Source organism: Methylobacterium sp. TK26, assembly GCF_055361565.1.
This window is the reverse complement of record NZ_CM143965.1, coordinates 1,793,937-1,806,701: the sequence shown is the minus strand read 5'-3', so window position 1 is coordinate 1,806,701 and position 12,765 is coordinate 1,793,937. Positions and strand designations below refer to the sequence as shown.

The window sequence follows — 12,765 nt, the reverse complement described above, 5'->3', positions numbered from 1 at the left end:
TGTATGACACCGGCCGCGCCTTGAACGCGGCGAGGGAAGGGTTGAGACCGATGAGCACCGACGCCACCATCACGGGCGGCAGCAACACGCCCGCCGTCGAAGGCGCCTCGGCGATCCCGCCGGAGGAGATGGACCGGCTGACCGACGCGATCGTCGTCGCCCTCAAGTCCGTCTACGACCCGGAGATCCCGGCCGACATCTACGAGCTCGGCCTGATCTACCGAGTCGACATCGACGACGACCGCAAAGTCGCCATCGACATGACCCTCACCGCTCCGGGCTGCCCCGTGGCCGGCGAGATGCCGGGTTGGGTGGAGAACGCCGTCTCGGCCGTGCCGGGCGTTCAATCCTGCAGCGTGACGATGGTGTTCGATCCCCCGTGGGACCAGAGCCGCATGTCCGACGAGGCCCGCGTCGCCCTCGACATGTGGTAGGCGGCCGCGACCGTTAAGCTTGCGCTAACCATGAGCGGAGACAGTCCCACCTCGGCTGGTATCGGCGCGCGGATCGGTGGGATGGCTTTCGGATACGTTCTCGCGCTCGCCCTCGTCGCGACGGGGCTCCTCGGTCTCGTGATCGGCCTCGTCCGCCTGCGGGCCGAGAGCCGAGCACGGGCGGCGGAACTGCGCGGGCTGCTCCTCACCGGCAACGCCGTGGCCGCCTCGGCGAACCGCAACGCCGCCTCGGGCCGTATCCCCCGGCAGGTCTTCGTGGATTGCGCCCCGCGTACCCTGGCGCAGGACGGGCGCGAGGCCCGGGCGGCCCTCGAACGAGCCCTGGATTCGCTTCGCCGGGTCGAGCGGCAGGCGGCCTGATCCGCTCAGCGCAGGATGATGTCGAGGCCGCTGCCGCAGAGCACGACCGCGCTGAGCGTGAAGAGGAACTTCAGGTCTTCGAGGCGGGCGCTCATCGGTCTCTCCGGTTCGTCGATGGCCTCACGATGCCTGCATTAAGGGTTTGTTCGCGAGTCCTTTCACGCTCCGTTAGCCATTCATTGACGGTTTCCAATCGTAAACCTTGATGAACGGTAAACCTTGCCGGTTGAGGCGGGATCTTCGTTAACCAACTGACCTTGCGGTGCCCTTGCGCACCTTGAGGACAATTGGATTGTGGCCAAACTGTTGGTCGGCGCGTTAGCTCGGCGTGCGACTACGCAGATGCGCGACATCCCCTTCAAGCGTGGCTAGAAGAGCCTCCGGCACCGGGGAGACGCGACTTATGCTGATCCGCACGAAAGCCGATCAATATATGTAAGTTTCCATCGAATGAGACCGGACCACCAATATCAGCGAATAGTTTCAGGACTTGCCCCCTGCTGGCAGGTTGCAAACATCGGCGTCTTATTGAATGTTGTCGCAGTGCTGCGCCACGGGCCGTCGGCCCGGGGTCGCGAGGGTTTCGGACGAACCGGTCGAGTGGGCGGACGACACCATGACTGACGCGGGCGGCTTCCTTCCGACACAGGACACGCAATCCACGGCCGCGCGGGCCCGGCTGCTGCGCCAGATCGCGACCGCCCTGGACATCCCGGTCGGCACCTTCACCCGCGCCCCCCCGGCCGAGCCGGCCCCGGAGCCGTCGAGCAGCGAATGCGCGGCCGTGATCGCCGCCTTCACCCGCATCCGCGATCCGAAGATGCGCGACTTCTGCCTGCGCATGATCGAATCCTTCGCGAAGCGCGGAGAAGCCTGATCCGCCCGGTGTGTGCCCGCGCACGCGGGAGGGGCTAAGGCCGAACGTGGGCGTGCTATAGGCCGCCACCCCGTTGCAGCCCCCGCGCGATGCCCATCATCTCCATTTCGGACCTGTCGAAAACCTACGCGTCCGGGTTCAGCGCCCTGAAGGGCGTGAACCTCGGCATCGAGCGGGGTGAGATCTTCGCCCTGCTCGGGCCGAACGGCGCCGGCAAATCGACCCTCATCAACATCGTCTGCGGCATCGTCACGCCGAGCACCGGCACCGTGACCGTCGATGGCTACGACATCGCCCGGGATTACCGGGCGGCGCGGCGGTCGATCGGGCTCGTGCCGCAGGAACTCACCACCGACGCCTTCGAGACGGTGTGGAACACGGTCAGCTTCTCGCGCGGGCTGTTCGGCATGAAGCCGGACCCGGCCCATATCGAGCGGGTGCTGAAGGCGCTCTCCCTGTGGGACAAGCGCACCAACCGGCTCATGACCCTGTCGGGCGGCATGAAGCGGCGGGTGCTGATCGCCAAAGCGCTTTCGCACCAGCCGCGCGTGCTGTTCCTCGACGAGCCGACGGCCGGCGTCGACGTGGAACTGCGCCAGGACATGTGGCGCCTCGTGCGCGACCTGCGGGACGAGGGCGTCACGGTCATCCTCACCACCCACTACATCGAGGAGGCCGAGGAGATGGCCGACCGGATCGGCGTGATCCGCGGCGGGCAGATCATCCTCGTGGAGGAGAAGGCGGCGCTGATGCACCAGCTCGGGCGCAAGCGCCTGATCCTGCAATTGCAGACGCCCCTCGACGCGGTGCCGGACAGCCTCGCGCATTTCGGCCTGGCCCTGACGGGGGAGGGGCGCGAACTGGTCTACACCTACGACACCAAGGCCGAACGCACCGGCATCACCGGGCTGCTCACCGCCCTGTCCGAGGCGGAGATCCGGTTCAGCGACCTGCGCACGGAGCAATCCTCCCTGGAGGACATCTTCGTCGGATTGGTGCGCGGGGAGGCGGCGTGATGGGCGGCATGAACTGGCCAGCGGTCCTGGCGATCTACCGTTTCGAGATGAGCCGCTTCTGGCGGACCGCCGGGCAGAGCATCCTGGCGCCGGTCATCTCGACCACGCTCTATTTCGTGGTGTTCGGCGCGGCCATCGGCTCGCGGGTCTCGGCCGTGGACGGCGTGCCCTACGGGCTGTTCATCGTGCCGGGGCTGATCATGCTCTCGCTGCTCACGCAGAGCATCGCCAACGCCTCGTTCGGCATCTACTTCCCGCGCTTCGCCGGCACGATCTACGAAATCCTCTCGGCGCCGATCTCCCCCGTGGAGGTGGTGCTCGGCTATGTCGGGGCGGCGGCCTCGAAGTCGATCCTGATCGGGCTGATCATCCTCGCGACCTCGTCACTCTTCGTGCCCCTGCGGATCGACCATCCGTTCTGGATGATCGGCTTCCTCCTCCTCACGGCCACGACGTTCAGCCTGTTCGGCTTCGTCATCGGCCTCTGGGCGGACGGGTTCGAGAAACTGCAGCTGGTGCCGCTCCTCGTGGTGACGCCGCTGACCTTCCTCGGCGGTAGCTTCTACTCGGTGAGCATGCTGCCGCCCTTCTGGCACGCGGTGAGCCTCGCGAACCCGGTCGTCTATCTGATCAGCGGGTTCCGCTGGGCGTTCTTCGGCACCGCCGACGTCGGCATCGCGGTAAGCCTCGCCATGACGGGGCTCTTCCTCGTGATCTGCCTCGGCCTCGTGACCTACATCTTCCGCACGGGCTACCGGCTGAAGAGCTAGGGCTGCACTCAGACGAGTTGGTTCAGCCAGCCTTCTCCATATCTTTCCCTCATCCTGAGGTGCCGTCGCGAAGCGGCGGCCTCGAAGGAGGGCTTCAGCCTGCTGCGCGATCCCTGGAGCCCTCCTTCGAGGCCCGCTGACGCGGGCGCCTCAGGATGAGGTCCAAGGTTGGGGGGCCTCAATGTGATCGGTCGCCGATCTAGGGCTGGGCCGCGAGGAACGCGAGCACGCCGTCGCGGTGGGCCTTGGCGCCCACGGCGGTGGAGTGGTCCTTGCCCTCCAGGTCCAGGGCGCGGGCATCGGGCATCAGGGCGGCGAGCCCCGGGCCCGAACCCGCCACCGTGTCCAGCGTCCCGACCGAGACCAGCACCGGCACCTCGATCTGCGCGAGTTCACTCCGGCTGAGGGTCTGGCGCGAGCCGCGCATGCAGGCCGCCAGCGCCCGCAGATCGCTGCGGGTCTGCTCGGCGAAGGTGCGGAACGCCGCCGCCGTGGGGTTCGGGGCGGGCGTGCCGGCGGGCGCCTCCAGCGCCTCCGCGATGCCGGAGGGCAGGCCGCGCCCCTCCACGAGGTGCATCCCGAGACCGCCGATCAGCGCCGTGCGGACGCGCGCGGTATGGTCGAGGGCGATGTGGGCGGTGATCCGCGCGCCCATCGAGTAGCCCATGATATGCGCACGATCGATGCCGAGATGGTCGAGGAGCCGCACCGCGTCGGAGGCCATCGCCTCGGAGGAATAGGCCTCCGGATCGTAGAGCTTCTCGCTCTCGCCGTGGCCGCGATTGTCCAGGGCGATGGTGCGGTAGCCGGCCTGGGCCAGGGCCCGCACCCATTGGGTGTTGACCCAGTTCACCGCGTGGTTCGACGCGAAGCCGTGGATCAGCAGGATCGCATCGCCACTGCCCGAGGCCGGCGACACGTCGATATAGGCGATCCGCACGCCATCGGAATCGAAACTGTCCATCCCCGAACCCATTCCGCCACAACGGGTCCGGCTTACCGGCAGCGCCGCGCCACGACAACGCGCGCTTGCGACAGAGCGCCCCGGCTGGCATCACCGCCGCGCCATGAGCGATTCACGACCCTACGGGACTTACGCGCCGACCGGCCTCGTCGCCGCGATCACCCGGCGCACCAGCAGCATCGGCACCGAGAACTGGTACGGGCGACGCCTCGCCCTGCTGCTCCGGCGCATCGGCATCTCGCTGCTCGGGGGCAAGCCCCTCGACGTGACGCGCTACGGCGCGAAGATGCGGCTGCACCCGTACAACAACAATTGCGAGAAGAAAGTCCTCTTCACCCCGCAATTCTTCGACCCGCAGGAGCGCGCCCTGCTGAAGGCGCGGCTGCCGCAGGATTGCGTGTTCCTCGACATCGGCGCGAATATCGGCGCCTACGCCCTCTTCGTCGCCGCCTTCGCCGGGCCGCAGGCGCGGATCGTGGCGGTGGAGCCGCAGAAGGACGTGTTCGCCCGGCTGAGCTACAACATCGCGCAGAACCCGTTCCACACGGTGAAGGCCGTGGCCTGCGCCGTCGCCGACAAGACCGGCGAGCTGACCCTGTTCATCGACCCCCGCAACCGGGGCGAATCGAGCCTGCGGATCGTCGGCACCAACGAGGGCGCGCAGGTCACGGTGCCGGCGGTGACGCTCCTCGACCTGCTGCACGGCGAGGGCCTGACCCACGTCGATGCGATCAAGCTCGACGTGGAGGGCGCCGAGGACCTGATCCTCGAACCCTTCCTGCGCGAGGCGCCGGAGAGCCTGCTGCCGCGCCTCCTCCTCATCGAGAACGGCACCGGCCAATGGCAGATCGACCTGCCGAAGCTCCTCAAGGAGCACGGCTACCGCGAACTGCCGCCCTCGCGGCTGAACCTGATGTTCGAACGGGGCTGATTCCCGTCAGGCGGGCGTGACGATGGGGATCTCCGCCACGATCGCCACGCCCTCCGGCCCGACATCGCAGCGATAGGCCCGCGTCTCGACGCCCGCCGCCCGCGCCTCGCGGAAGGCGCGGTCGAAGGCCGGATCGATGTCGCGGGCGACGTCGAAGGACTCGGCCCGCATCTGCACCACGATCACCACCAGGGCCCGCCCACCGGCTTCGACCACCTCCGCGAGGTCGCGCATGTGCCGGGCGCTGCGGGCGGCCTTACAATCGGGGAACTCCGCGAGCCCCTCGCGGCGCATGAGGTGGCAGTTCTTCACCTCGACATGGCACGGTCCCGCCGGCCCGGCCGCCAGGAAGTCGACCCGGCTCGCCTTGGCGTAGCGCACCTCCGGCCGCAGGGACTCGTAGCCGGCGAGCGGCGCGAGGAGCCCGCCGCGAAACGCCTCGGCCACCAGGGCGTTCGGGCGCATCGTGTTGATGCCGACCCATTGCGGGCCGCCCGGCAGGTCGGCCTCCACCGCCTCCCAGGTCAGCGGCAGCTTGCGCGTCGGGTTGGACGAGCGCGACAGGAGCACCCGGCTCCCCGCCGCGTCGAGGCCCATCATCGCGCCGGGGTTCGGGCAATGGACGGTCTCGACGCCCGCCGGGGTCTCGATGTCGGCCAGGAAGCGCTTGTAGCGTCGCAGGAGCCGCCCCTCCGTGAGGGGCGAGGGCCAAAGCATGGGGATCGCTCGGTCTGGGCTGTGGCGTCGGGATCGCAGCGCGCTATCTGCACGGTAATTCAGAATCACGACAGGTCCGATGAACGCCACCCCCGCCACGGTCACCGCCGCGATCCTCGTCATCGGCGACGAGATCCTCTCGGGGCGCACCAAGGACAAGAACATCGGCACCATCGCCGATTACCTGACCGCCGCCGGGATCGACCTGCGCGAGGTCCGCATCGTCCCCGACGAGGAGGACCGGATCGTCGAGGCGGTGAACGCCCTGCGCGAGCGCTACACCTACCTGTTCACCACCGGCGGCATCGGCCCGACCCATGACGACATCACCGCCGATTGCATTGCCAAGGCCTTCGGCGTCGGCATCGACGTGGACGAGCGCGCCCGCGCCATGCTGCTGGAGCGGCACAAGCCGGAGGATCTGAACGAGGCCCGCCTGCGCATGGCACGCATCCCCTTCGGCGCGGACCTCATCGCCAACCCGATCTCGAAGGCGCCGGGATTCCGCATCGGCAACGTGATGGTGATGGCCGGCGTGCCGGCGATCATGCAGGCGATGCTCGACGCCGTGGGCCCGACCCTGACGGGTGGCACCGCCATGCGCTCCGTCACCATCGAGGCCAAGGGCATCCCGGAGGGCAATTACGCGGGCGACCTCGGCGACATCGCCAAGCGCCATGCGGCCGTGTCCATCGGATCCTATCCAATGATGACGCCGGAGGGGTTCCGCAACCGTATCGTCGTGCGCAGCCGCGATGACGCCGCCCTCGCGGCAGCCCAGGCCGAGGTCGAGGCCCTGGTGGCCCGGCTTTCGGCCTGAGGCCCTTCCCATCGTGGGCGTAGCGGAGCGGTGCGGATGACCGAGGACGACAAGTCCGACAGGAAGACGAGACGCCACGAGCTTCTCAAGACCGTGGACGAGATCGCCCGGCCGGACGCCTACGTCCTGCACGAGGCGATCCGGCTGGGTGGCGACGAGGAGTTGCGCCGCCATGGGGGCGCCCTGTTCCTCTCGGCCTTCGCCGCCGGCCTGAGCATCGCGCTCTCGCTGATCGTGCCCGGCGTGCTCAAATCGCACCTGCCGGAGGCCGATTGGAGCAAGGTCATCTCCTCGATGGGCTATTCCGTCGGCTTCCTCGTCGTGGTGCTCGGCCGGCAGCAGCTCTTTACCGAGAACACCATCACCCCGGTCCTGCCCCTCCTGCACGACCGCTCGATCAAGACCACGTGGCGGGTGCTGCGCCTGTGGACCATCGTCCTCGCCGGCAACCTGCTCGGCACGCTGGCCATCGCGACCCTGATCGCCCATGCGGGCGCCTTCGAACCCTCGGTGCAGAAGGCCTTCGCCGAGATCAGCCACGATGCCATCGCCCACGATTTCGCGGCGACCTTCGTGAAGGCGGTGTTCGCCGGCTGGATGATCGCCCTGATGGTGTGGTTCCTGCCCGCCACCGGCAGCGCCGCGCCCTTCATCATCATGCTGATGACGTGGCTCGTCTCGCTGTGCAGCCTCGCCCACGTCGTCGCGGGCTCGGTGGAGGGCTTCTACCTTGTCGTGACGGGCGCGGCCTCCCTGGAGGATTACGTCTTCCGGTTCCTGCTGCCGACACTGGCCGGCAACCTGTTCGGCGGCGTCGCCCTGGTCGCCGTGCTGAATTACGGGCAGGTCGCCCCGGAGGTCGAGGAGACCCGCGAGGTCGAGGGCGAGCGGCCGGACTGAGCGATCAGTCGAGCCGCACGGGCGGGCTCACCCTGCGGTCGAGCTCGTCGGCGGCCCAGGTCGCCAGGGCGAGACCGGGCCCGAACAGCCCGAACTGGTGCTGGCGGTAGAGGAGATCGTGCGCCAGCCGGGCGAAGAGCCCGTTCAGGCGCCCGCCCCCGAACGTGTAGCGCCCGAGCGTCCCCCAGCCGTTGTAATCGGCGAGCGAGACGATGGCGCCGCGCTCCCGGTAATGGAACGGCGGCAGGGGTGCCGCGACGCCGCCCCCGGCCAGGATACGCCGCAACGCCGGAACGAGGTGCTGCGCCTGCTGATGCGCCGCCTGCGCCGTCGCCGGGACCGGCCGCCCGGAGGCCGGATCGGTGAGGCTGGCGCAATCGCCGAGCGCCAGGATCGCCGGATCCCGCGTGGTGCGCAGATCCGGACCCACCACGAGGCCGCCCGTGTGGGCCCGCTCCAGCCCGTCGATCCGCGACAGGACGTCGGGCGCCTTCACCCCCGCGGCCCAGACCTTGAGCGTCGCCTCGACCCGGCCTCCGTCCTTGAGGGCGAAGCCGTGCTCGTCGGCCGCCGTGACCATGGTCCCGGTCCTCACCTCGACGCCGAGACCCGCCAGCGTCCTCGCCGCCGCCGCCGAGACCTTTTCGGGGAAGGCAGGGAGCAGGCGCGGGCCGCTCTCGATCAGGGACAGCCGCAGGCGGCGGGGCAGGTCGGGCGAGCCGTAGCGGGCCAGGAGATCGATGGCGTGCTTCAGTTCGGCGGCCAGTTCGACGCCCGTGGCGCCCCCGCCGACGATGGCCACCGACAAGCCGTCGCCGCCTCGGAAGCTGCGGAGCAGGTGCCGGCGCAGGGCGGCGTGGAAAACCTCGGCCTCGGTGAGGTCGTCGATGGTCGAGCAATGCTCGGCCACGCCCGGCGTCCCGAAATCGTTGGCGCGGCTGCCGATGGCCAGCACGAGCAGATCGTAGGGGAGGGTAAGCGGCGGCCGGGACTCGGCCTCCTCCACCACGAGGGAGATCGTCTTGGCCGCCCGATCCACGGCGGTGAGGGTACCGGGCTGGAAGCGGAAGCCGTTGCGCTTGGCCTGTGCGAAGAAATCGACCGTCTGCCGGTCGGGGCGGGCCGTGCCGGCGGCGAAGGTGTGCAGCATCGGCTTCCAGACATGGGACAGGCCGCGATCCACGAGCGTCACCTCGGCTCGGCTTGCCCGGCCGAGGCCGGTGGCCACTTCCAGCCCCGCGACGCCGCCGCCGACCACGACGATCCTCACCCTGTCCGCCATGAAGCCCCGACCTCCGCCTCCCTCAACGCCCTCGCCAACTCCCCGAGGGGGTGGGCGTTCACCGGAGCGGGGAGGGGCCAAACGAAAAAAGCCGCCCGGAGGCGGCTTTCGTGTCGGCGCTGGCGCGCCAGGTCTCAGGCGCGGAGGCGGGTACGGATCTCGCCGAGGCTCGACCGGATGAGGCCCTGCGCGGAATCGCCCTGCAGGCGCTCCTTGAGGATCGTCTCGGAGACGCGGATCGCCGCCTCTGCCGCCGCCGCGCGGACCTGGGCTTCAGCCTGGGCCTCGGCCTGGGCGATCTTGACGTCGGCCGCCTTGGTGCGGCGGTCGAGGAACTCGTTCAGCTTGCGCTGGCCCTCGTCGGCGGCGCGCTGCGCCTCCTCGCGGGCGCTGGCGATGATCGCCTGCGCTTCCTTCTCGGCCTCGACCTGACGGCGCTTGTAGTCGGCCAGCACGGCGGCGGCCTCCTCGCGCAGGCGCTTGGCCTCGTCGAGTTCGTGGCGGATGCGGTTGGCGCGGCCGTCCAGCCCCTTGGTCATCGTGCTGAAGGCGCCGGCCTTCCACGCGATGGCCATGAAGATGAAGAACGCGACGGCGACCCAGAATTCGGCTTCGAGCAGCATGGCGGTCCTCTTCAGTGGGCCGTGGCGTCGAGCGCCCGGTTGAGGCTCGCCTGATCGGGGGCTTGGCCGGTCAGCCGCTCGACGATGGCCGAGGCGGTCTCGCCGGCGATCGAACGGACGTTGCCCATCGCCGCGTCGGTGCGGCTGCGGATGGTGGTCTCGGCGGCGACGAGCTTGGCGTTCAGGTCGGCTTCCAGCGCCTTGCGCTTGGCATCCGCCTCGGCGTTCAGCTCGTTGCGCGTGGCCTGCGCGATGTCGCGGGCCTTGTTCTGCGCCTCGCGCAGGGAGGTCTCGTAGGCGACCCCGGCCGCGTCGGCCTGGGACTTCATCGCCTGCGCCTGATCGAGATCGGCGCGAAGCCGCTCGGCGCGGTTGTGGAGGATGCCCCGGATGCGGGGCAGGGCCACCTTGTCCATGAGGTAGTAGAGGAGGCCGAAGGCCAGAGCCAGCCAGACGAGCTGGGCTAGGAAGCCCGAGGTCTCGAAGGGCGGGAAGGCGCCGGAATGCGCTTCCGTGTGCTCGACATGGCCCGGCACGACTTGCGTGTCGGCGCCCGGAGGCGGCGTCGTGAGAGGGTTCGGCTGCGCCATCAAACCGGTCCGAGAAAACACCGTCGGGGGGCGCCGGGAGGCGCCGGAGGAGGAGGACGCGGGGCGTCACCCTCCCGTGGAGAAGCGGCGCCGGGGCGCCGCCGAAGCCGGGGCCCGAGGACCCCGGCAAGCGCCGATCAGACGGCGAAGAGCAGCAGCAGCGCGATCAGCAGCGAGAAGATGCCGAGCGCCTCGGTGAGGGCGAAGCCCAGGAGCAGGGTGGCGCGCTGGCCGTCGGCGGCCGAGGGGTTGCGAAGGGCGCCGGCAAGGAACTGACCGAACAGGTTGCCGAGGCCGATGCCCGCGCCCGCCATGCCGAGGCAAGCGAGGCCGGCGCCGATGTACTTCGCAGCGACGGGATCCATGGTAACTCCTGAGGTCTTTCTCGAGAAACGTGCGCGAGGTTCGCGGCGGGGAAGCCGGCCGGTCGTCAGTGGCCGGGGTGAAGAGCGTCGTTCAGGTAGATCGCCGTGAGCGTCGCGAAGACGTAGGCCTGAAGGGCCGCCACGAGGAATTCGAGGGCGGTCAGGGCGATCGTCAGGAACAGCGGGAGGGGCGATAGCACGCTCCAGGCCCCGGCGAGAAGAAGCTGAACCACGAAGAAGGCGAAGATCTTCATCGCGATGTGGCCGGCGAGCATGTTCGCGAAGAGACGAACCGACAGGCTGATCGGACGCGAGATGAACGAGATGATCTCGATCGGCACGAGGATCGCCAGCAGCGGCTTCGGCACGCCCGACGGCACGAAGAGGCCGAAGAAGTGCGTGCCGTGCTTGTACACGCCGTAGCCCACCACCACGCTGATCACCAGGGCGGCGAGGCCGAAGGTGATGATGAGATGGCTCGTCACCGCGAAGGCGTAGGGGATCATGCCGAACAGGTTCAGGATCAGCACGAACATGAACAGCGAGAACACGAGCGGCATGAACTTCCGGCCGCCCTCGCCGGTCGCCTGATACACCGTGTCGTCGATGAATTCGTAGAAGACTTCCGCCAGGGACTGGATGCGGCCCGGCACGATCGACCGCGACGACGTCGCGACGATGGTGATGAGCGCGATCACGCCCACGGCGGCGAACATGTACAGAGCGGATTGGGTGAACGCGAGCTGCTGATGGCCGATATGGCCGAGCGGCACGAGGGACTTCAGTTCGAATTGGTGAATCGGGTCGATCGTGACCGCCATGCCCGCTCCCGCCCTTCTTATCTCTCTCCGGCGCCGACTTCGGCGCCTGTCTCAGCGATCGGATCCGCCGCGCCTTGGAGGGCGCGTACCGCCGAACCCGGAGGCCCGCAACACGTTGTAGAAGCCTGCCACGCATCCGAGCAGCAGGAGGACGATCAGTCCCCAGGGTTTCGTCCCGAAGACGTGGTCGACGATCCAACCGAGGATGCCCCCCGCGATCACACCGGCGACGAACTCCGTGGAGAGCGTCATCGCCTGAGCGAGCGGGGTGCGGCCAGTGTCCTGTGGGCGCGACGACGTGCCGGGAGCAGCCGATGGCCGCTTCCGTTCAATCTGCGCTTCGAGACGCCTGAGCCTCGCGGAGAGGTCGCCCTCCGGTGGCTTGCCGGCATCCCCGTTTCCGTCCCTCGCGTCGTCGCCGTTCACGGCTCTAACCCTCGGGAAATCCGGAGTCGGAATCTGCTGGAAGCCCCCTTCAAGCGGGGCGCACCATAGTTTCGCCTACCTTGGGTGTCAAGGCGACCGCCCATCGTCGCAACTCGTTGTCAGCGTTACGTTTTCGGGCGTTTCGGCAAGCTTTTCCCGCCACCCGTCTTCACGGCCGCGTGTGGCCGAGTGCTCAGGCTCCGATGATCGGCTTGATCACCTTCTCCATTGCGTCGATCGTCTGCTCGCCGGTGTAGCGCGTGCCGTTGATGAAGAAGGTCGGCGTCGAATCGACCTTGAACACGTCCATGCCTCGCTGCTTCACGGCGTTGATGCCGGCATAGATGTTCTCGTTCTTCAGGCAGGCCTCGAACTTGTCCTTCGTGTAGCCCGCCTGCTTGAGCATCTGCTCCAGGTTGTCCACCGGCTTCTGGGTGAAGGCCCAGCCCTGCTGCTGGTCGAAGAGCAGGTCGGTCACGGGATAGTACATCTTGTCGCCCTCGCACCGGGCCAGCATGAACGCGGCGGTGGCCAGGGGATCGAGGGGGAATTCGCGTAGGGTGAACCGCACCTTGCCGGTGTCGATGTAGCGCTTGCGCAACTCCGGCCACGTTTCCTTGTGGAACTTCGCGCAGTGCGGGCAAGTCATCGAGGCGTATTCGATGATCGTGCACTTGGCGTCGGCCGGGCCGAGCCAGACGTCGCCCAGCGGGCCGGGCTGGAGCAGCGCGGCGTTGTCGACCGTGTCGGCGAAGGCCGGGGCCACGAAGCCGGGGAGGGCGAGGCCGGCGGTGACGAGGCCGGTGAGCTTCAATGCGTCGCGTCGGGTGGTCATTGGCGTGATGCCT

General features: G+C 68.6%; 17 protein-coding genes. 8 read left to right on the top strand and 9 right to left on the bottom strand.

The window, feature by feature from the left end:
* Nucleotides 1–50 precede the first annotated feature (50 nt).
* From ACXJ1Y_RS08680 to ACXJ1Y_RS08660, 5 genes are all read left to right on the top strand, one after another.
* A complete protein-coding gene (locus tag ACXJ1Y_RS08680) occupies nt 51–434 on the top strand; it encodes an SUF system Fe-S cluster assembly protein (RefSeq protein ID WP_243954517.1) in 384 nt (127 codons plus the stop codon).
* A gap of 81 nt (nt 435–515) precedes the next feature.
* Nucleotides 516–815, top strand: a complete 300-nt coding sequence (locus ACXJ1Y_RS08675) for a hypothetical protein (protein WP_463849640.1) — start codon at nt 516–518, stop codon at nt 813–815.
* A 616-nt stretch (nt 816–1,431) separates the two neighbouring features.
* A complete protein-coding gene (locus ACXJ1Y_RS08670; protein ID WP_463849639.1) occupies nt 1,432–1,692 on the top strand; it encodes a hypothetical protein in 261 nt (86 codons plus the stop codon).
* 89 nt (nt 1,693–1,781) lie between these two features.
* Nucleotides 1,782–2,708, top strand: coding sequence for an ABC transporter ATP-binding protein (locus ACXJ1Y_RS08665; RefSeq protein WP_463849638.1), 927 nt, complete (start codon nt 1,782–1,784; stop codon nt 2,706–2,708).
* A gap of 8 nt (nt 2,709–2,716) precedes the next feature.
* Nucleotides 2,717–3,478: an ABC transporter permease gene (locus ACXJ1Y_RS08660; protein ID WP_463849637.1), complete on the top strand. Its 762-nt coding sequence runs from the start codon at nt 2,717–2,719 to the stop codon at nt 3,476–3,478.
* A gap of 199 nt (nt 3,479–3,677) precedes the next feature.
* Here the strand turns inward: ACXJ1Y_RS08660 and ACXJ1Y_RS08655 are convergent, their stop codons facing one another.
* Nucleotides 3,678–4,442: an alpha/beta fold hydrolase gene (locus tag ACXJ1Y_RS08655; RefSeq protein ID WP_463849636.1), complete on the bottom strand. Its 765-nt coding sequence runs from the start codon at nt 4,440–4,442 to the stop codon at nt 3,678–3,680.
* Between the two features lie 103 nt (nt 4,443–4,545).
* On the opposite strand from ACXJ1Y_RS08655, the gene ACXJ1Y_RS08650 reads away from it, so the two are divergent.
* A complete protein-coding gene (locus tag ACXJ1Y_RS08650) occupies nt 4,546–5,373 on the top strand; it encodes an FkbM family methyltransferase (protein WP_463849635.1) in 828 nt (275 codons plus the stop codon).
* Nucleotides 5,374–5,379: 6 nt separating this feature from the next.
* Here ACXJ1Y_RS08650 and sfsA read toward each other — a convergent pair whose 3' ends face one another.
* Nucleotides 5,380–6,090: a DNA/RNA nuclease SfsA gene (gene sfsA / locus ACXJ1Y_RS08645; RefSeq protein ID WP_463849634.1), complete on the bottom strand. Its 711-nt coding sequence runs from the start codon at nt 6,088–6,090 to the stop codon at nt 5,380–5,382.
* 79 nt (nt 6,091–6,169) lie between these two features.
* Between sfsA and ACXJ1Y_RS08640 the strand changes: the two genes are divergently transcribed.
* Together ACXJ1Y_RS08640 and ACXJ1Y_RS08635 are read left to right on the top strand one after the other, a co-directional pair.
* Entirely contained in the window at nt 6,170–6,910 is a 741-nt protein-coding gene (locus ACXJ1Y_RS08640) for a competence/damage-inducible protein A (RefSeq protein WP_463849633.1), read from the top strand.
* A gap of 36 nt (nt 6,911–6,946) precedes the next feature.
* The gene (locus ACXJ1Y_RS08635; protein ID WP_463849632.1) at nt 6,947–7,810 is read left to right on the top strand and encodes a formate/nitrite transporter family protein; all 864 of its coding nucleotides are present in this window, start codon (nt 6,947–6,949) and stop codon (nt 7,808–7,810) included.
* 4 nt (nt 7,811–7,814) lie between these two features.
* Here the strand turns inward: ACXJ1Y_RS08635 and ACXJ1Y_RS08630 are convergent, their stop codons facing one another.
* The 7 genes from ACXJ1Y_RS08630 to ACXJ1Y_RS08600 all read right to left on the bottom strand — a co-directional run bounded on the left by ACXJ1Y_RS08630 (nt 7,815) and on the right by ACXJ1Y_RS08600 (nt 12,752).
* A complete protein-coding gene (locus tag ACXJ1Y_RS08630; protein WP_463849631.1) occupies nt 7,815–9,092 on the bottom strand; it encodes an NAD(P)/FAD-dependent oxidoreductase in 1,278 nt (425 codons plus the stop codon).
* Between the two features lie 134 nt (nt 9,093–9,226).
* Nucleotides 9,227–9,712, bottom strand: a complete 486-nt coding sequence (locus tag ACXJ1Y_RS08625; protein ID WP_463850071.1) for a F0F1 ATP synthase subunit B family protein — start codon at nt 9,710–9,712, stop codon at nt 9,227–9,229.
* Nucleotides 9,713–9,726: 14 nt separating this feature from the next.
* The gene (locus ACXJ1Y_RS08620; protein WP_463849630.1) at nt 9,727–10,305 is read right to left on the bottom strand and encodes a F0F1 ATP synthase subunit B family protein; all 579 of its coding nucleotides are present in this window, start codon (nt 10,303–10,305) and stop codon (nt 9,727–9,729) included.
* 137 nt (nt 10,306–10,442) lie between these two features.
* On the bottom strand, nt 10,443–10,670 hold the full coding sequence (locus ACXJ1Y_RS08615; protein WP_007566773.1) for a F0F1 ATP synthase subunit C: 228 nt from the start codon (nt 10,668–10,670) through the stop codon (nt 10,443–10,445).
* 65 nt (nt 10,671–10,735) lie between these two features.
* Entirely contained in the window at nt 10,736–11,491 is a 756-nt protein-coding gene (locus tag ACXJ1Y_RS08610; protein WP_463849629.1) for a F0F1 ATP synthase subunit A, read from the bottom strand.
* 51 nt (nt 11,492–11,542) lie between these two features.
* Nucleotides 11,543–11,917, bottom strand: a complete 375-nt coding sequence (locus ACXJ1Y_RS08605) for an AtpZ/AtpI family protein (RefSeq protein WP_463849628.1) — start codon at nt 11,915–11,917, stop codon at nt 11,543–11,545.
* Nucleotides 11,918–12,110: 193 nt separating this feature from the next.
* The gene (locus ACXJ1Y_RS08600; protein ID WP_463849627.1) at nt 12,111–12,752 is read right to left on the bottom strand and encodes a DsbA family protein; all 642 of its coding nucleotides are present in this window, start codon (nt 12,750–12,752) and stop codon (nt 12,111–12,113) included.
* Nucleotides 12,753–12,765: the final 13 nt, after the last annotated feature.